The 18772-nt window shown below is 60.3% G+C and carries 13 protein-coding genes; 6 read left to right on the top strand and 7 right to left on the bottom strand.

Annotated elements, in window-relative coordinates:
* Window positions 1–705: 705 nt before the first annotated feature.
* Entirely contained in the window at window positions 706–918 is a 213-nt protein-coding gene (locus DTW90_RS13905; protein WP_246664944.1) for a DUF2735 domain-containing protein, read from the bottom strand.
* Window positions 919–1340: 422 nt separating this feature from the next.
* On the opposite strand from DTW90_RS13905, the gene DTW90_RS13900 reads away from it, so the two are divergent.
* The 3 genes from DTW90_RS13900 to DTW90_RS13890 all read left to right on the top strand — a co-directional run bounded on the left by DTW90_RS13900 (window position 1341) and on the right by DTW90_RS13890 (window position 4843).
* Window positions 1341–2375 (top strand): glutamine synthetase beta-grasp domain-containing protein, encoded by a 1035-nt coding sequence (locus tag DTW90_RS13900; RefSeq protein ID WP_132522429.1) that lies wholly within the window; start codon window positions 1341–1343, stop codon window positions 2373–2375.
* Between the two features lie 391 nt (window positions 2376–2766).
* Window positions 2767–3801: an aspartate-semialdehyde dehydrogenase gene (locus DTW90_RS13895; protein ID WP_149339000.1), complete on the top strand. Its 1035-nt coding sequence runs from the start codon at window positions 2767–2769 to the stop codon at window positions 3799–3801.
* A 223-nt stretch (window positions 3802–4024) separates the two neighbouring features.
* A complete protein-coding gene (locus DTW90_RS13890; RefSeq protein WP_132522423.1) occupies window positions 4025–4843 on the top strand; it encodes a lytic murein transglycosylase in 819 nt (272 codons plus the stop codon).
* A 112-nt stretch (window positions 4844–4955) separates the two neighbouring features.
* Here the strand turns inward: DTW90_RS13890 and DTW90_RS13885 are convergent, their stop codons facing one another.
* The 3 genes from DTW90_RS13885 to pdxY all read right to left on the bottom strand — a co-directional run bounded on the left by DTW90_RS13885 (window position 4956) and on the right by pdxY (window position 8231).
* On the bottom strand, window positions 4956–6557 hold the full coding sequence (locus DTW90_RS13885; RefSeq protein ID WP_149338998.1) for a GGDEF domain-containing protein: 1602 nt from the start codon (window positions 6555–6557) through the stop codon (window positions 4956–4958).
* Window positions 6558–6648: 91 nt separating this feature from the next.
* Window positions 6649–7290 carry a carbonic anhydrase gene (locus tag DTW90_RS13880; protein WP_149339134.1) on the bottom strand — a complete coding sequence of 214 codons (642 nt, stop codon included), beginning with the start codon at window positions 7288–7290 and terminating at the stop codon, window positions 6649–6651.
* Between the two features lie 65 nt (window positions 7291–7355).
* On the bottom strand, window positions 7356–8231 hold the full coding sequence (gene pdxY, locus DTW90_RS13875) for a pyridoxal kinase PdxY (RefSeq protein WP_132522419.1): 876 nt from the start codon (window positions 8229–8231) through the stop codon (window positions 7356–7358).
* Window positions 8232–8503: 272 nt separating this feature from the next.
* Here pdxY and DTW90_RS13870 point away from each other — a divergent pair, with 272 nt between their 5' ends.
* Window positions 8504–13291: an NAD-glutamate dehydrogenase gene (locus DTW90_RS13870; protein ID WP_149338997.1), complete on the top strand. Its 4788-nt coding sequence runs from the start codon at window positions 8504–8506 to the stop codon at window positions 13289–13291.
* 37 nt (window positions 13292–13328) lie between these two features.
* Window positions 13329–14714, top strand: coding sequence for an MFS transporter (locus DTW90_RS13865; protein WP_348642638.1), 1386 nt, complete (start codon window positions 13329–13331; stop codon window positions 14712–14714).
* Here the strand turns inward: DTW90_RS13865 and DTW90_RS13860 are convergent.
* Entirely contained in the window at window positions 14644–15519 is an 876-nt protein-coding gene (locus DTW90_RS13860; protein WP_246664943.1) for a phosphatase PAP2 family protein, read from the bottom strand. The genes DTW90_RS13865 and DTW90_RS13860 overlap by 71 nt on opposite strands.
* Before the next feature lie 126 nt (window positions 15520–15645).
* Window positions 15646–16758 (bottom strand): 3-isopropylmalate dehydrogenase, encoded by a 1113-nt coding sequence (leuB, locus tag DTW90_RS13855; RefSeq protein ID WP_149338995.1) that lies wholly within the window; start codon window positions 16756–16758, stop codon window positions 15646–15648.
* Here leuB and DTW90_RS13850 point away from each other — a divergent pair.
* Window positions 16745–17524, top strand: coding sequence for a DUF4291 domain-containing protein (locus DTW90_RS13850; RefSeq protein ID WP_210251410.1), 780 nt, complete (start codon window positions 16745–16747; stop codon window positions 17522–17524). The two genes, leuB and DTW90_RS13850, sit on opposite strands and share 14 nt — an antisense overlap.
* A 73-nt stretch (window positions 17525–17597) precedes the next feature.
* Here DTW90_RS13850 and DTW90_RS13845 read toward each other — a convergent pair whose 3' ends face one another.
* Window positions 17598–18416 (bottom strand): sugar phosphate isomerase/epimerase family protein, encoded by an 819-nt coding sequence (locus DTW90_RS13845; RefSeq protein ID WP_132522409.1) that lies wholly within the window; start codon window positions 18414–18416, stop codon window positions 17598–17600.
* Window positions 18417–18772 lie beyond the last annotated feature (356 nt).

Raw genomic sequence — 18772 nt, 5'->3', positions numbered from 1 at the left:
TCTCCTCCGGGTTGCCGAACAGGCGCGACGCACTTGCGTTGACTGTGACAGAAAAGCGCAGTCAGACAGAGAGATGCTTTCGGCTTATGACTTTAGTCTAAGTCCGCGTTCGCACGACGGAATCCGCCTGCGTTTTGAGATTTCAAGCTGGAGAGCCCACGCGAATGCGGAACCTCACTTTTATTTAAATTCTGTGGCTCCGCATTCGCGTGGCCTTCGGCGTTCTTTCGGGGCATCCCTCCCCTACAGGTGATCACCTCGCCTCGCTGCGTAGCTGCATTTGCGATTTCCTTTCGGGAAATCCTGCTACTTGCACGGCTTAACCGAACCGGGCACGGCTGCCCGGGGGAGGCTTGATAGGAGCATTTGTCTTTCGACGGGCGCTCCATGGCTTTCACCTCTTCCGCCCTTCCCGCACGTTACGGGTCAGACGAAAGCGCCGGCTCCCGCCTGCCCGCGAACGTCTCGCGAAACACTCCGGCGACGGAAGCGGGAGGATTGTAGGCATGGTTTTGGGTAAGGGGGAAAATTGGAGGGGGATTTTTTATTCGCCGGACCGCGCGTCATCCGCGACTGTGGCGATCAGGAGCGGCAAGCGCCTTCCCGTTGTTTGTGGAATCCAGCCCACCGACAAATCTCCTCTTGGGAAAATCCGGGCGAAGCAAAGGGATTTTGGGCTACGAGGTCAATGAAGCAAATGCGTCCTTATGACAGCGGCTTGCCCTTGTGATCGTGCTCTGCATCCTCGCGGATTGCCTCCTGGTGATACCAGCAGTTCTCGAGCGCCGCATAGCAGATATCGGAGGGGTCGAGTTCGACGGGCGGGGCGGCGTTTGCCGTAAGTCCGTTCCGACGGATTGGCCTCTTCGGAAACTGATAGATCTTCGCCGATTCGCGATGGAACTGCGTCGTCATCATGTCACCTCCTTGGTGTGGCGCCGAAGCGCCGGGATGAGAATATAGCAGATCTGCATCTTGTTTGCGCGAAATGCTGCAAATATCGGCAATATTTGTCGGAAATCTGAGCATGCCGCGTTTCAGAGGGCGACGATCGATTCTTCTCGGTCCGTTTCTGCCTCTTTTTTCTGCATCCGATTCATTGTTCGGCAGATAGCTTAACGTCTCAGAAATGGCTTAAGTTTCGGTGGATGCTAATAGAATCCGCTAATGCCCACGGAATGAACAGATCGGGAATCGGCTTTACTCCGCGAATTTTTTGCATCGTGGTCTGCAATTGGCACGCAAAATGCTTCTCCTTTTCCGGCCCCTGATGACGCAGGTTTCTGGCCAGACATCAGGATTGCTCGCTCCCGGCAGCAACACGTTATGAGAGACACGCAATGACAAAGTATAAGCTTGAGTACATCTGGCTCGATGGTTACACCCCGGTTCAGAGCCTCCGCGGCAAGACGCAGATCAAGGAATTCGACGCTTTCCCGACGCTCGAACAGCTCCCGCTCTGGGGATTCGACGGCTCGTCGACCGAGCAGGCCGAAGGCCGCAGCTCGGATTGCGTACTGAAGCCGGTTGCCGTCTTCCCGGACAGCGAGCGCAAGAACGGCGTTCTCGTCATGTGCGAAGTCATGATGCCCGACGGCAAGACGCCGCATCCGTCGAACAAGCGTGCCACGATCCTCGACGACGAAGGCGCCTGGTTCGGCTTCGAGCAGGAATACTTCTTCTACAAGGACGGTCGTCCGCTCGGCTTCCCGGAAGCCGGCTATCCGGCTCCGCAGGGCCCGTACTACACCGGCGTCGGCTATAGCAATGTCGGCTCGGTTGCCCGCGAAATCGTTGAAAAGCATCTCGACATCTGCCTCGCCGCCGGCATCAACCACGAAGGCATCAATGCCGAAGTGGCAAAGGGTCAGTGGGAATTCCAGGTATTCGGCAAGGGCTCCAAGCGCGCTGCCGACGAAGTCTGGATGGCTCGCTACCTGATGCTCCGCCTTTGCGAAAAGTACGGCATCGACATCGAATGGCATTGCAAGCCGCTCGGCGACACCGACTGGAACGGCTCGGGCATGCACTGCAACTTCTCGACGACCTACATGCGCGAAGTCGGCGGCAAGGAATATTTCGAAGCCCTCATGGCTGAATTCGAAAAGAACCTGCATGACCACATCAACGTCTACGGCCCGGATAACCACCTGCGTCTGACCGGCAAGCACGAGACGGCTCCGTGGAACAAGTTCTCCTACGGCGTTGCCGACCGTGGCGCTTCGATCCGCGTTCCGCATTCCTTCGTCAACAATGGCTACAAGGGCTACCTCGAAGACCGTCGTCCGAACAGCCAAGGCAACCCCTACGAAATCGCTTCGCAGGTCCTCAAGACCATCGCTGCCGTCCCGACCGCAAAGTCGGCTGCTGCCTGATTTCCCAAGACTGACCACACGACGCAGGCCTCGTTGCCTGCGTCGTATTTTTTTGTCGCTGGGAGGCCGCCGAACCCCTGCCCACAGACGGCAAGAGCCTCCAGTCTCCCTTGACTCTTTTCCAAAAAAAATGAATACCAACGCCGGAAAAGGAAGACGTTCCATGGTTCGCTTCGAACAGATCGGCATGAGCGATCACCCGGCATATTCTGCCCGGGGGAATTTCTGTTTTCCGGTTTCCTCCAAAACCAAGGCCAAAACGACGACGAAAACCGTCTGACGTCTCTGGCCTGCCGCTCTCTCCCCGGCTCGGCTGGGGACAGGAAGACGCGATCTTGTCGCGCCTTTCCCCCTCACCGACAAGAGGAGAGAAGAGAAAGAGAGCTTTAGAATGGGTTTCAAAGTTGCAATTGCGGGAGCGACCGGGAATGTCGGCCGCGAAATGCTCAATATCCTCGTCGAGCGCGGATTTCCCGTTGACGAAGTGGTGGCGCTCGCCTCCTCCCGCTCGCAGGGCGTTGAAGTCTCCTATGGCGACCGGACGCTGAAGGTCGCCAACCTGGAGAATTATGATTTCTCCGACACCGATATCTGCCTGATGTCGGCCGGCGGCGAGGTTTCCAAGAAGTGGTCGCCGAAGATCGGCGCGCAGGGCTGCGTCGTCATCGACAATTCCTCCGCCTGGCGCTACGACCAAGACGTTCCGCTGATCGTTCCCGAGGTCAACCCGGATGCCATCACGCAGTTCACCAAGCGCAACATCATCGCCAACCCGAATTGCTCGACCGCACAGCTCGTGGTCGCGCTGAAGCCGCTGCACGATTTCGCCAAGATCAAGCGCGTCGTCGTCTCGACCTACCAGTCGGTCTCTGGCGCCGGCAAGGAAGGCATGGACGAGCTGTTCAACCAGACACGCGCCGTCTTCGTTGCCGATCCGATCGAGAACAAGAAGTTCACGAAGCGCATCGCCTTCAACGTGATCCCGCATATCGATAGCTTCATGGAAGACGGCTACACCAAGGAAGAATGGAAGGTGCTGGCCGAGACCAAGAAGATGCTCGACCCGAAGATCAAGGTCACCTGCACGGCCGTGCGCGTGCCCGTCTTCATCGGCCATTCGGAATCGGTCAACATCGAGTTCGAAAACGAGATCACGGCCGACCAGGCCCGTGACATCCTGCGCGAAGCGCCGGGCTGCCTCGTCATCGACAAGCGCGAGAACGGCGGCTACATCACGCCTTATGAATCCGCCGGCGAGGATGCGACCTATATCTCGCGCATCCGCGAAGACGCGACGGTCGAAAACGGCCTGAACATCTGGGTGGTTTCGGACAATCTGCGCAAGGGTGCTGCATTGAACGCCATTCAGATCGCTGAATTGCTGGTCAATCGCGGCCTGATCAAGCCGCGCAAGCAGGCGGCCTGAACGCGGCCGATCGGCGCCGAGTTGTCGGACAAATACGGTTTATAAACCATTACCTTATAAAAGCCCCGTTGTTTCGTTTTGAAGCAGCGGGGCTTTTGAATGCCGCTGTTGCCTTCGTGTTTCACGTCGGGTGCAAATGCGTGGTAGCTGAAACGTGATGATGACATTAGCGCCTCCGGCTGGCATGGTCCGGGGAGGTCAAGACAAAGATATGGGGACGTGGATGCGCATGGTGAAGTCTGGATGGTCGGCTCTTGCAGGGGTGTTGCTGCTTGCGGCGCCCGTCGCAGCGAACGCCGCCCAATGCGGTAACGGTCCGGCCGGCTTTCCGGCCTGGGTCGAGCAGTTCAAGCAGGAAGCAGCAGGTCAGGGCGTCAGCCGCTCGGTTCTCGACCGCGCCTTTGCCGATGTCCATTACAACGTTCCGACCATCCGCGCCGATCGCGGCCAGAAGAGCTTCAAGCTGTCCTTCGACGAATTCATGAAGAAGCGCGGCGGTCAGGCGGTTATCAACCGTGGCCGCGAGTACAAGCGCGCCAACGCAGCCTTGTTTGCCATGATCGAGCGAAAATACGGCGTTCCCGCCGGCCCGATCATCGCGATCTGGGGCATGGAGACTGGCTTCGGTGGCTTTATGGGCAACCAGCCGACGATATCGTCCGTTGCGACGCTGGCCTATGACTGCCGCCGCTCTCCCTATTTCACCGATCAGCTCTACGCAGCCCTGCAGCTCGTCGGCGAAGGCTACCTCAGCCCCAACGCCCGTGGCGCGACGCATGGCGAGATCGGCCAGACCCAGTTCATGCCGCGCAACGTCGTCAATTTCGGCGTCGATGCCGACGGCGATGGTCGAGTGGATCTTGTCGGCTCCAAGGCCGACGCACTGGCCTCCACGGGGAATTTCCTGCGGGGACACGGGTGGCGCCCCGGAGCCGGCTATCAGCAGGGCGAGCCCAACTTCGCCGCGATCGCCGGCTGGAATGACGCCATGGTCTACCAGCAGGCCCTCGCCTATATCGGCCAGCAGATCGACGGTCGCTAAGGCTACAGCCCTTCCGCTTTTCTTCGGATAGCGGAAGCGCCTCATCTCTTTGATTTGACGCGATTCCGAACGCAAAACCCTGTGACGCTTTTGCTGGAATTGCTCTGGGTCGTCAGGCCGGCCGCGAGCGGCGGCCTGCTTCCGGCGATGCGGATTGTACGCTGCCGCTGGAAACCCGGTTTCGGCCCGCTGCCTTTGCGGCGTAGAGGGCGAGATCGGCCCGTTTGACGAGATCTTCGAAATTGACCGATGCCGCGGAATGCGTGCGGCCGGCGCAGCCGAAGCTTGCGGTGACTTTCAGCTCTTCGCCGCTCGGCAGAATGAACGAGGCTGCCTCGACCGCTTCCCGTACCCTTTCGGCTACGCTGGCGGCTACCTCGGGCGTGCAGTCCGGCAGGAATGCCATGAATTCTTCTCCACCATGCCGGACCAGCAGATCGAAGCCGCGGAAATTCTGCTTGGCGATATCGGCGACCTGCCTGAGGACGATGTCGCCCGCGTCATGGCCGTGGACGTCGTTGATCCGCTTGAAGTGATCAAGGTCGAACAGCACGATCGAAAACCAGCGCGATCTGCTCGATGCCTGGGTCACCAGCGCCTTGGCGGCAAATTCAAAGCCGCGGCGATTGTAGAGGCCAGTTAGCAGGTCCGTCTGCGCGGCATCGCGCAGTTCGCGGACCAGCGTCTCGCGCTCGCGGGTCAGCCTGTCTACCAGATTTATACCCTTGGCTGCGAGACCGGCGATGATCGCGACCAGGATGAGGAGCGCGAGCGAGAGGCCGACAACAGCCATCATGTGGCGGTCGGACCGCGCCGACAGCGTCTGTCCCGTCGTCCGCAGATTGTCGGTCAGCAGCATGATCTTGCTACGAAGGAAGGACAGGCGCGTCTGCTGGGTCATGATCCAGCTGTCGCGCAGGCCGAGCGTCGGCTTCAGGGCGCCCGTCAGGATCGCGTGCGTGAAGATCTCGGCTGCCTGCTGGTCGGGCTGGCGCAGGAACCGCAGCACGTCGCGGATGACCGCCGATGATGTCCTAAACTGCAGGCGATCCATTCCGGAGCGGCGCAGGATATCGCCCTGGACCAGCTGGTCGTGCGACGTGGCGGAAAATTCCGATTGCGCCAGATAACGGGTACCGAGGGCATTGACCACCATCTCGCCGTGGTAGGTCAGCAGCATGCTGAGGAGGTCGCCGGATTTCCTCAGAAGCACGGGGTCATGGATGCGCGCGGAGAGCGAACCGCCGATGCCGAGCTGTTTGAGGGCCGCCCGGCGGTAGATATATTCGACATCGGACGCCTTGCCGTAGCGTCCGGCATCGACGGCGGCGCGCAATCCTATGATGCGGCTATAGGCCATCTTCAGCTGCGACAGCTCGTTCTTCAATCCGGGATTCCGCTGATCGCCCAACGGCAGACGCGTGAAGAATTTCCTGCGTCCGTTGTCCAGCGTCGTGCGTGCGTTCTGCATCGCCGACTGGGTTTGTGCGTCGGGTGATTCAAGGAAGCGCTGCGTCGCGTCCATCTCGTCGATGATCTCGGTCGAGGCGATGGCGCCCGCCTGGGCCAAGAGATCAGCGATTTCCCGGTCGTTCTTCAGTTCGACGAATTGTTCGTAGGAGGAATGGATGAGCAGCAGCCCTTCCGCCATCATGAAAATGAACGGCAGCACGATCGCTGCGAGAACGACTTTCTTGATGGTTTCAAAATTCATCCAGAGCCCTTGCCGACAGAAATGGTCCCTTCCGCAACGTCATGCGGAGACTATCCGTTCGGCAAAATATAAAAATTCTCTTAAACAAGCCCTAAACGGGCAGGTCAGGTCGGATGAAATCGCCTGTATCGGGCTGCATGACCCAAAGTTCGCCCGTCGAAATATCGAACCAGGCGCCGTGAAGCTGCAGCGCGCCTTCTTTCTCGAGCTTTTCGATGTCGGGAAAGCTGCGAAGATTGTTGAGCGAATTGCGGATCGATACGCGCTCCAGCGCCGTCTGGCGCTCGGCAGCCGTCATGACGTCGTTGCTCTGGATCTGCTCGGCGGCGGACTTGACCAGCGACATCCAGCGACCGATGAAATCGCCGGGCGACAGCGGCTCGGCATCGGGATCAAGCGCCGCCTTGATGCCGCCGCAGCGGCCGTGGCCCATGACGACGATATCGGTCACCTTCAGCGCCAGCACCGCGAATTCGAGTGCGGCGGACGTCGAATGGAAATGGCCGTCCGGCTGGTAGGGCGGAACCATGTTGGCGACGTTGCGGATGACGAAGAGTTCGCCGGGGCCTGCGTCGAAGATGGTCTCCGGCGCCGAACGGGAGTCCGAACAGGCAATCACGAGGGTCTTCGGGCTCTGACCTTCTTCCGCAAGGCTGCGGTAGCGTTCGCGCTCATAGCGCCCGCTCATGAAGTTGCGATAACCGTTCAAAAGATAAGAAGGAAAACGCTGCATCATTTTCGATTACAGCGCCCTGCCTGCAATATCAACTGCTGCAGCGCAAAATGAGCCCGGCAAGATCAGGTTCTTCGGCGTTGGGCGGGATGCAGGAGCCGGCGCATCTGCACCATCGCCATCGGCGTCGACAGGCTGGAGGAGTCGGCGGCCAGGGTCAGCTCGTCGCTGCCGCGCTTCACCGCCCTTGCCAGAACCTCGTAGACGCTTGCCGTTGCCAGCTGCAGCGCCTTCTCCTCGTCATTGCCGGAAAGCAGCCGCGACAGGAACACGGCCGAGAGAAGGTCGCCGAGGCCATTCGGTGCATTTTCGATGGCGCGATGCTCCGCCAAGAGGGCATTCTTGCCGCTGAGATAGAGGTTGCCGATGCCTCCCGTCATCATCGGCACGGCCGAGGTGACCAACATCCGCGATGGGCCAAGCGCCAAGGCGGCCTCCATCACTGAATTGTTGTCGTCGAGCGGCGCGCCGGCCAGCCAGGCGAGTTCGTAGCGATTGGGTGTTGCCAGCGAGGCGAGCGGGATCAGATGGTCGCGGACGGCCTCAGCCGTCTGTTCGGCGACATAGAGGCCGCCCTTGTCGCCGATGACAGGGTCGCATGCGTAGAAGATATCAGGATTCTTCTCCCGCATCGCCGTCACCAGTCTTGCGACCGAGCGTGCCTGCGCGGCATTGGCGAAATAGCCGGACAGAACCCCCCTGACTTCGGGGAGCCAGCGCGCCGAGATGATATCGTCGATCGCCTGGTCGAAATCGGCTTCCGGGAAGGTCAGGCGCGTCGACTTGCCATGGCCCGGATGCCAGGGAAGCACGATGGTCGGGAATGCCCAGACGGGATGGCCAAGCGTCTCCAGGGCAAAGACTGCTGACCGGTTGCCGACCGATCCTCTGACGACATGGCTGGAGATGACGATGATGGCTCCCGCCGCAATTTCCGACATGACACGTTCTTCCGATTTGCAATGGCCGTTGATGATATCTTTGCCGCCCGGCTGTCAACAGTGCTTCATGAAGCCATGAAAACCTCATTGGATCAAAGCCGTGTCCAATCTTTCTTCTTTTCACAAAGTATGGATAGAAATCGCATACTAATTCGGAGATTTCGTAAGATTCGATCCATTTTGACCGGCGACAAGATGCCTTAGATTCTTTGCAAGTGTTTCAATCAACCTTCTGCTAGCCTGAGCAAAAATTTTATATCCGGGAGGATTCGATGGGTGCCAGAAACAACCCAAAGCGGGAAAAACAGATCGAGGCTGCGCGCAAGATTGCTGCGGCCACCGGGGACAATCACCTCGATCCGGCGATCCTCTTTAGCCGGGCCAGCAATGACGACATGGAGCGTTATACGCCGGAAATGCTGGCGCTTGCAGCCGTCCATGCGGCACGCGAACTGGCTGCCTGGAGCGGCGATGCCCCGCGTGTGACCGTCGAGACCGTTCCTAATATCGAACCTCAAGGAATTGCCGTCTCAATCCTGTCGATTACCGACCGCAACATGCCGTTCCTTTACGAATCCATCATGGGCGAGGTCACGAGCACCTATCGCGATCTCCATATGGCCGTCCATCCGATCCTGGTCATCGAAGAGGGCAAGCAACCGACGCTCTTCTCGGCCGAAGTTCCCAGCGATCCGGCGCAGCGTGTCAGCCACATACAATTGCATCTCGCTCCCCTCGGTGCGGGGCAGGCAGCGGAACTCGTGAAGCGCATAGAGACCGTGCTTGAACAGACGCACATGACCGTCTCCGACTGGAAGCCGATGCTCGCCAAGCTCGATACGGTCATCGAGGAACTATCGGCTCATGATGCCGGGCGCCGCAAGGCAGATCGCGATGAGGCGTTGGCCTTCCTTGCATGGCTGCGCGACGGCAATTTCACCTTCCTCGGCATGCGTGAATACGTCTATTCGGGCCGTGGCGCCGATGCGAAGGTCGAGCGCGACAAGGGTGCAGGGCTCGGCATTCTCTCCAATCCCGATGTTCGCGTGCTGCGCCAGGGCAAGGATGCCGTTACCACCACGCCGGAAATTCTCGCCTTCCTCGATGGTCCCGATTTCCTGATCGTCACCAAGGCCAATGTGAAGTCCATCGTTCATCGCCGCGCCTATATGGACTATGTCGGCGTCAAGCGCTTCGACGGCAACGGCAATGTCGTCGGCGAGCTGCGCATCGTCGGCCTCTTCACCTCGACCGCCTATAGCAGTGCGGCTTCCGACATTCCGCTGCTGCGGGCCAAGGTCGAGAAGATCACCGATCATTTCGGCTTCGATCCGGCGGGCCATTCCGGGCGTATGCTGGCCAACACGCTGGAATCCTATCCGCGCGACGATCTTTTCCAGATCGACACCACCTTGCTTGCCGGCTTCTGCGAGCAGATCAACGATTTGACCGAGCGGCCGCGCGTGCGCGTCCTGCCGCGCATCGACCGGTTCGATCGCTTCGTTTCCGTCATCGTCTATGTCCCGCGCGAGGAATATGATTCCATCGTCCGCGAGCGGATCGGCAACTATCTGAAAACCATCTACGACGGTCGCGTTTCGGCTTACTATCCGGCCTTCCCGGAAGGCGGTGTCGCCCGTGTCCACTTCATCATCGGCCGTTCCTTCGGCAAGACTCCGCGCATCCCGCAGGCGAAGCTGGAGGAAGTGGTCCGCGCGATTACCGCGCGCTGGAGCGACCGCTTCGAGATGCTGGCCGGGCCCAAGGCGCCTCGTATTGCCGTGAGCCAGGCGTTCAAGGAAGCGTTCACGCCGGAAGAGGCGGTTGCCGACCTTCCCGATATCGTTGCGACGTCAGGCAAGGAGCCGATCCGCATTGCCTTCTATGTGCGCACGACGGACGAGATTGATATTCTTTCGCTGAAAATCTTTCATGGGCACGGCAATCTGGCGCTCTCGCGCCGCGTACCGCTTCTCGAAAACCTCGGTTTCAACGTTCTCGCCGAGCGGACCTTCGATATCGACGTGACTGACAAGGGTGGACGGACAAGCTCCATCGTCCTGCATGATATGGAACTCGAGGCTCGCAATGGCGCCGCCATCGATCTCGACAAGCACGGATCAGCGCTGGAAGAGGCCTTCCTGTCGGCCTTTGCCGGCACGATCGACAATGACGGCTTCAATCGCCTCATCATTTCGGCAGGCCTTTTGTCCCGCGAGGTCAACGTTCTTCGTGCCTATGCGCGTTATCTCCGGCAGGCCGGCATCGCCTATTCACAGGACTACATCGCGACGACGCTCGACAAATATCCCTCGATCGCTGCCTCGATCTTCCGGCTTTTCCGCGACACGCTCGATCCGAAGCTGGGTGAGAAGAGCCGCCTGAAGAAGCTCGCCGATCTCCATCAGGCGATCGAGGCGGAGCTTGTGAATGTTCCGAGCCTCGACGACGACCAGATCCTGCGGCGCTACGTCAATGCCGTGGATGCGACGCTACGCACCAACTACTTCCAGAAAGATCCGGATGGCATGCCGAAGGCGATGTTTGCCATCAAGCTCGATCCGAAGTTGCTCGACGGATTGCCGGAGCCGCGGCCCTTCCGCGAAATCTTCGTCTATGGCGTCGAGGTCGAGGGCGTGCACCTGCGCTTCGGCAAGGTCGCCCGCGGCGGATTGCGCTGGTCTGACCGCGCCGAGGACTACCGCACGGAAGTGCTTGGCCTCGTCAAGGCGCAGCAGGTCAAGAACGCCGTTATCGTGCCTGTTGGTGCCAAGGGTGGCTTCTATCCGAAGAAGCTGCCTGTCGGAGGCACGCGCGACGAGATTTTCAACACAGGTCGCGAAGCCTACAAGACCTATATCCGCACGCTGCTGTCGATCACCGACAATATTTCCGGTACCGACATCGTCGCGCCGCCGGATACGGTGCGAATTGATGGCGACGACCCCTATTTCGTCGTTGCCGCCGACAAGGGCACGGCGACCTTCTCGGATACCGCCAACGCGCTGGCTCAGGAAGCCGGATTCTGGCTGGACGATGCCTTCGCCTCGGGCGGCTCTGCTGGCTATGATCACAAGAAAATGGGCATCACGGCCCGTGGCGCCTGGGAAACGGTGAAGCGCCATTTCCGCGAAATGGATATCGACATCCAGACGACGCCCTTCAATGTCGTCGGCGTCGGCGACATGTCGGGCGACGTTTTCGGCAACGGCATGCTGCTGTCGCCGAAGATCCGGCTGATCGCCGCCTTCGACCACAGGGATATCTTCATCGATCCCAATCCGGACATGGAGAAGACGCTCGCCGAGCGTCAGCGGCTCTTCGACCTGCCGCGCTCGAGCTGGCAGGATTTCGACAAGAGCGTTCTTTCCGAAGGCGCAATGATTATCCCGCGCTCTGCCAAGTCCGTCACGCTGACGCCGGAAGCGGCGGCCGCAATCGATATCGGCAAGAAGGTCGCAACGCCCTTCGAGATCATGACGGCGATCCTAAAGGCTCCCGTCGATCTTCTCTGGTTCGGCGGCATCGGCACCTATGTAAAGGCGGCGGTTGAGACCGATTCCGATGTGGGCGACCGCACGAACGATCCGATCCGCATTACGGCAGACGATGTCCGGGCCAAGGTGATCGGCGAAGGCGCCAATCTCGGCGTGACGCAGAAGGGCCGCATCGCCTATGGCCTCAAGGGTGGCCGCTGCAATTCCGACGCGATCGACAATTCCGCCGGCGTCAACACATCCGACGTCGAGGTCAACATCAAGATCGCGCTGGCATCCGCCATGCATGACGGCCGCCTGACGCGCGCCAAGCGCGACCAGCTGCTTGCCTCGATGACGGATGAGGTCGCCAAGCTGGTGCTTCGCAACAACTACCTGCAATCGCTGGCAATTTCGCTGACGGAGCGCAAGGGGACGGCCAACGCGCTGGAGCTTTCCCGGTTCATGAGCGTGCTGGAAGGTGCCAAGCAGCTGAACCGCAAGGTCGAGACGTTGCCCGACGACCAGACCTTTACCGAGCGCTATGCCAACAATCGGCCGCTGACGCGCGCCGAGATCGGCGTGTTGCTCTCCTACGCCAAGATCGTGCTCTTCGATGCGCTGGCCGCAAGCGAACTGCCCGACGATCCCTATTTTGCTGAGACGCTCTCCGACTACTTCCCGGTCAAAATGCAGCGCAGCCACGCGGCTGACATCAACGGCCATCGCCTGCGCCGCGAGATCATCGCAACGGCGCTCGCCAACGAGGCGATCAATCGTGGCGGTCCCGGCTTTGCCGTCGCCATGATGGATGCGACCGCTGCATCGGCTGCCGAAGTCGTCAAGGCGACCGTTCTCGCCCGCGACGGCTTCGACCTTAACCGGCTCTGGGCAGAATTGGACGCGCTCGACGGCACGGTGCCCGGCCAGGTGCAGAACCGCGCCTATGGCGAGCTCAGCCAGATCTACACGATCCTCACCCGTCTCATCCTGAAGACGGGCATGGCGAAGGGCGCGATGGAAGAAACCATTAGCCGGCTGCAGGCGGCTCTGAAGAAGCTGCGGCCACTCTTCCTTGCCAATATCCCGGCGGAATTTGCCAATGAGATCGCGGCCCGTCAGGCGGATTATCAGGCCAACGGCTTCCCGGAGACGCTTGCTGCCGAGATATCCGCCATCTACACGCTCGCCCTCGTGCCGGAGATCATGCAGATCGCTGAAAGCACCGGGGACAATCTCGCCCGGGCAGCGGAAAGCTACTTCACCGTGTCGCAGACATTCCGCGTCGGCCGTCTTCTGGTGTCCGGCAGCCGTATCGTCACCGGCGATCATTACGAAAGCCTGGCGCTGGCGCGCAGCATCGACCAGATCGCCAGTGCCCGCCGCGATATTGTCATCTCGGCGCTTAGCAACCATCCGAAAGAAAAGCAGCCGGTGCTCGCCTGGCATGCGGAAGACCGTATCCGCATCAACCGCATCATCGAGGAGCTCTCCGGGCTCAGCGAGAGCGGCGATCCCAATCTTGCGCGGATCACCGTTGCCGCCGGCCTGCTCACCGACCTTGCGCGCGACAGGGCGAGGTGACATGGTCCGCGCGGCTCATGCTTGAGGGCGGGATTTGGTGACCATCGATATCGGGAAAGAAGCGTCGGCAAGAGTGCCGGCGCGTGGCATCTGGGGATGGATGTTTTTCGACTGGGCGGCGCAGCCGTTCTTCACCGTCGTCACCACCTTCATCTTCGGACCCTATTTCGTGTCGCGGCTGACGGCGGACCCCGTTTCGGCGCAGACGACATGGAGCAACATGGCGACGATCTCCTCTGTGATCATCGCCGTTCTCTCTCCCGTCCTCGGTTCGATCGCCGATCAATCGGGTGCAAGAAAACCCTGGATCGGCTTCTTTGCCGTCATCAAGATCGCAAGCCTTTTTGCGCTCTGGGGTGCGGCGCCCGGCTCGCCGGTCATCTATCCCGTCATTTTCATGATCCTTGCCTCGATCGCGGCGGAATTCTCGATCGTCTTCAACGATTCCATGATGCCGCGGCTCGTCCCGAAGGATGATGTCGGCCGGCTTTCCAATACGGCCTGGGGGCTCGGCTATCTCGGCGGCATGATCGTGCTGATCGCAGTCGTCGCGCTGCTTGCCGGCAATCCGCAGACGGGCAAGACGATACTGGGGCTGACGCCGCTTTTCGGGCTCGATGCCAATCTCGGCGAGGATGCGCGCGTCACTGGGCCGATCTCCGCCGTCTGGTACTTGCTGTTCGTGCTGCCGATGTTCTTCTTCACGCCGGATGCGCCGCGCGGAAAGCCGTTTGGCGCCGCCGTACGCTCCGGCCTCCACGAGCTCAGGGCAACGCTTGGCGAACTCAGGCGCCGCCGCGGCATCAGCCGCTTTCTGATTGCGCGGATGATCTATCAGGACGGGGTCAACGGATTGCTGATCCTCGGCGGGACATTCGCGGCCGGCATGTTCGGCTGGGCGACGATCGAGATCGGCATTTACGGGATCGTCCTCAATGTCGTCGCGATCTTTGGTTGCCTGATCGCCGGACGCGTCGACCGCCATCTCGGTTCCAAGACGACCGTCGTCATCAGCCTTGTCATGCTGACCGTTGCAGCGATCGGCATCATCTCGACCGGCCCCGGCTTCACGCTGTTCGGGTTGGTGCCGCTCTCGACTGCGGATTCCGGCGGTCTTTTCGGAACGGCGGCGGAAAAGGCCTATATTCTCTACGGGCTTCTGGTCGGCCTTGCCTTCGGGCCTGTGCAAGCCTCCTCGCGGTCCTATCTGGCGCGTAGCGTCAGCCTCGATGAGGCCGGGCGCTATTTCGGCATCTATGCGCTGTCCGGCCGCGCCACGAGCTTCATGGCGACGCTGTTCTTCTCGCTCGTCACTTATTGGAGCGGTTCCGCGAGGCTCGGGATGGCGACGCTCATTCTGTTTCTGGCGGGCGGGTTGCTGCTGTTGTTGCCGACTCCCTATCCTGCCGATAAGGCGACCTGAATATCCGGCCCGGATGCTTCAGGCGCGGGAGAGGCCAGCCGGCAAGGCTCAGGGAAAAGACCAGGCCGAAGCGGGAAAAGACGATCGCAGTCGCATAGGCGAACCAGAAGCCGAGCGCCAATCCGGCAATGACGTCGCTCGGATAATGTACCCCGATGATGACGCGCGTCGCTGCAAGCCACAGAGCCAGGCCGATGAAGAGCGCCCTGAGACGCGGGAAGAGCAGTGCAAGCGCTGCAAAGAGCGCACCCACATGGGCCGAGTGCGCCGAGGGAAAGCTCTGGAAGAGGAAATCGCCGTTGAAGGGGTGAAGGCTGAAAATGCCATATTGGTCATAGACCAGCGGTCGGGCGCGGCCGATCGCATATTTCAAGATATGGACGGCGATGCTCGCCGACAGCACTGATATGGCGACATAGGCCGCCACTCGCTCGACATAGCTCAGCCGAAAGCGACGGCGGCCGTCGGAAAGTCGTGCCGCGGCAAAGACGCTTGCGGCCAGAACGGCACTCACCATGACCAGCACCCAGACGAGGCGGCCGAGATCGGTCACGGCATTTGCGAGCGTTATCAGATGCGGCGGAAGGGTCTTTGCAGTCTGGCCGAGTGGCGCATCGAGGATGAAGAACGCGATGGCGACGATGTTGACGGCGCTGAGCGCGTAAACCATCCATGGGATAGGCCGGCGCAGCTTGCTGCGGACGGCATAGCGGCGCGACAGGGCCTGTCGGAAAGGGATCTTCTCGCGCTTCGCGGTGGGAATGCTGCTGCTCTCTGCGTCCATACGGACGGAGATAGGAGACACGGGCGGGGAGATCAACGAAAACGCCCGCACCGGGGACCGGAACGGGCGTTTCGGACTGTAATCCGGGCTATGCGACAGGATGCATAGCCCAGAATGTTTCACGTGAAATATATCAGGCCGCCAGAATCAGGCAGCGAGAGCCTTGAATTCGGCGAGGATCGCGTCGCCCATTTCAGTCGTGCCGACCTTGCGGGCGCCTTCCGACATGATGTCGCCGGTGCGGATGCCTTGGTCGAGAACGTTGGCGATCGCCTTTTCCAGCGCATCGGCTTCAGCCACGAGGTTGAAGGAGTAGCGCAGGCACATGGCGAAGGAAGCGATCATGGCGATCGGGTTGGCGATGCCCTGGCCGGCAATATCAGGGGCGGAGCCGTGGACCGGCTCATAGAGCGCCTTGCGCTTGCCGGTCTTGCCGTCGGGTGCGCCGAGCGAGGCCGAGGGCAGCATGCCGAGCGAGCCGGTCAACATGGCGGCGACGTCAGACAGCATGTCGCCGAAGAGATTGTCGGTGACGATGACGTCGAACTGCTTCGGCTGGCGGACCAGCTGCATGCCGCCGGCGTCTGCGAGCATGTGCTCGAGCTGAACGTCCGAGTACTTTTCCTTGTGCGTCGCGGTCACGACCTGGTTCCAGAGCACGCCAGACTTCATGACGTTGCGCTTTTCCATCGAGCAGACGCGGTTCTGCCGGGTGCGGGCCATTTCAAAGGCGACGCCGGCGATGCGCTCGATCTCGTAGGTGTCATAGACCTGCGTGTCGATGCCGCGCTTCTGGCCGTTGCCGAGATCGATGATCTCCTTCGGCTCGCCGAAATAGACGCCGCCGGTCAGTTCGCGGATGATGAGGATGTCGAGGCCTTCGACCAGCTCCGGCTTCAGCGAGGAGGCGGAGGCGAGCGCCGGATAGCAGATGGCCGGGCGCAGGTTTGCGAAAAGCTGCATGTCCTTGCGCAGGCGCAGCAGGCCGGCTTCCGGGCGAACCTCGTAAGGCACGCTATCCCACTTCGGGCCGCCGACGGCGCCGAAGAGAACCGCATCGGCTGCCATGGCCTTCGCCATATCGGCTTCCGAGATGGCAGCGCCGTGCGCATCATAGGCGCAGCCGCCGACGAGGCCTTCGTCGAGAACGAAGCCGGTGCCCTTCGCCTCGTTGAGATAGGCGATGATCTTGCGGACTTCGCCCATGGCCTCGGGGCCGATGCCGTCGCCGGGCAGGAGGAAGAGATTGCGCACTGTCATGGGAAAAGCCTCCGCAAAAGAAATTGGTTGCGGGTTATTAGACCCGCGATGGAGGCTTTTCAAGCAAGCAACGGGCCGAAACGGTACGGTTTTAGGGCGCGTTGAGGCCTCTAGCCGCTATGTGCATGTTACGAGGGCAGCTTGTACGGCTAAGGCTTTTCACCTATGGGTGGCAATGCATAAACAAATACGAGCAATTTTTACTGATACTACAATTCGGGTTTATCAAGCTTATGGCGATCAAATCGCCGATGTAGCGCTTCGGCAGGGCACTTTTGCAGCGCCGTTCAGCTTCTCGCGAATGACCTGGATCAAACCTTCCTTCCTTTGGATGATGTATCGTTGCGGCTGGGGTCTCAAGGATGAGAACCAAAAGCGGGTATTGGCCATCGATATCGATCGCGCCGGCTTCGAGCGCGCGTTGTCGATGGCATGTCTGAGCCACTTCGATTCCGAGCTTTACCCCAGCGAGACGGCTTGGAAGGAAAAGCTTCAGGCCAGTGCGGTCCGGATTCAATGGGATCCGGAACGCGATATCTTCTTCCGGCCCTTGCCGCATCGATCGCTTCAGATCGGCCTCAGCGGCGAAGCTGTTCACATGTATGCCGGAGAGTGGATCAAGTCGATCACCGATATCACAGAAGAAGCATCACGCCTCAAAAAGGCAGTGGATGCAGGAGATCGCTCGTATCTCGAGGCAAACTTGCCGCAGGAGCAGCTTTATCCGCTGCCGCGTTCGATTGCTTTGGCGATTGGGGCGGACTGACACGCGTTGCCGCGATGCAAGACAGGTGGCCGGCCTCCGATGCAAATCCGGAGACCGGTGCAATCCGTTTTGCTTACTCGGCGAGGCCGAGCGATGCGATATGGGCGGCGGAGGCGGGGATCTTGGACTTGTCCTTGATCTCGATGATCAGGCGCGGATTGCTTTCGAGCTTGGCGAGGGCCGCAAAGACGGCATGCCAGCGAACGGTGCCTTCACCGAGGCTCCAGTGGCGGTCGGCATAGCCATCGGCGTCCTGCAGGTGGACGTGCTGGAGGCGGTTGCCGGCGGCGTGGACGTAGTAATCGACAGGCGGAGCGCCCGTCGAGCCGTGGGCATAGTGCGCATGGCCGGTGTCGATCGAGACGGCGACGGCCTTTGAGTTGAAGCTGTCGGCAAGCGCCACGCGGATATGTGGATCGATGTCTTCGATATTCTCGATGACCATGGTGAGGCCCATGTCCTCAGCGCGCTTGACGGCATCGCGAAGCGTCTGGTGGCAATAGTCGACGATCTTTTCGCGTTCGCCCTTGTTGTTGTCCAGGTTGTTGTAGGACCAGGTCGTGTAAGGGCTATGGATGACCATCTGGGTCGCGCCGATATTTTCGCAGACGTCGAGTGCCTGTCCGATGCGCTTCTTGACGACGTCACGGATGTCAGGGTCCTGGGAGGCGATTATGAAGCCCCAGAAAGGACCGTGAATGCCAAGGCGGCCAGTGTAGCCGTCAAGCAGCTTCTTTGTGCGATCTGCCAGCGGCGTCCAATCGCCGTTCAAGATGTTGGCTTCGACAAAGCTCTGCAGTTCCAGGTCGCGCTGCTTTTCGAAAAGCCAGTCGCGGTGAATTTCGAGGTCGTCGAGCGTCATGGCTGCGCCGAGAACAGGGAGAGAAGTCATCGGGGAATGCTCCGGTTGGAGGGGATTGGTAGCGGGGGAGGTCCGAAAGGAATCCGCAGGCGCTATATGATCCCCCTTCTTGTCGGGCATATTACAGTGACGCTCCAGTTCGAATGATCTCTAATCGGATGTCAGGCTGTGAGCGCTCCGGGGCCGGAGACGAAAAAACGGTGCTCGACAACGAATATCGAGTCAATCCGCTCCCGATCAAAGTGATTAGTGGAAAGGGGTTGCTATATCCTGCCGAGCAGCGCACCCTTCGATCGTCGGAGCCAACCTTTTGCGGGCGGCTGCGGTTTGGAAGCATGGGACGCTTTCGCCCCAATTTGAAAGGACTAGCCATGCTTGGTCCAGTC

Origin of the sequence: Neorhizobium sp. P12A, from assembly GCF_008365395.1 — a bacterium.
Lineage (GTDB): Bacteria > Pseudomonadota > Alphaproteobacteria > Rhizobiales > Rhizobiaceae > Rhizobium.
The sequence above is the reverse complement of the archived record's forward strand: the minus strand, read 5'-3'. Positions and strand labels throughout refer to the sequence as shown.

What these genes read in the sequence shown, in the direction of transcription:
- DTW90_RS13905 (WP_246664944.1), bottom strand. Translation starts at nt 918, where the DNA reads ATGATGACGACGCAGTTCCATCGCGAATCGGCGAAGATCTATCAGTTT.
- DTW90_RS13900 (WP_132522429.1), top strand. Translation starts at nt 1,341, where the DNA reads ATGACAAAGTATAAGCTTGAGTACATCTGGCTCGATGGTTACACCCCG.
- DTW90_RS13895 (WP_149339000.1), top strand. Translation starts at nt 2,767, where the DNA reads ATGGGTTTCAAAGTTGCAATTGCGGGAGCGACCGGGAATGTCGGCCGC.
- DTW90_RS13890 (WP_132522423.1), top strand. Translation starts at nt 4,025, where the DNA reads ATGCGCATGGTGAAGTCTGGATGGTCGGCTCTTGCAGGGGTGTTGCTG.
- DTW90_RS13885 (WP_149338998.1), bottom strand. Translation starts at nt 6,557, where the DNA reads ATGAATTTTGAAACCATCAAGAAAGTCGTTCTCGCAGCGATCGTGCTG.
- DTW90_RS13880 (WP_149339134.1), bottom strand. Translation starts at nt 7,290, where the DNA reads ATGCAGCGTTTTCCTTCTTATCTTTTGAACGGTTATCGCAACTTCATG.
- pdxY (WP_132522419.1), bottom strand. Translation starts at nt 8,231, where the DNA reads ATGTCGGAAATTGCGGCGGGAGCCATCATCGTCATCTCCAGCCATGTC.
- DTW90_RS13870 (WP_149338997.1), top strand. Translation starts at nt 8,504, where the DNA reads ATGGGTGCCAGAAACAACCCAAAGCGGGAAAAACAGATCGAGGCTGCG.
- leuB (WP_149338995.1), bottom strand. Translation starts at nt 16,758, where the DNA reads ATGACAGTGCGCAATCTCTTCCTCCTGCCCGGCGACGGCATCGGCCCC.
- DTW90_RS13845 (WP_132522409.1), bottom strand. Translation starts at nt 18,416, where the DNA reads ATGACTTCTCTCCCTGTTCTCGGCGCAGCCATGACGCTCGACGACCTC.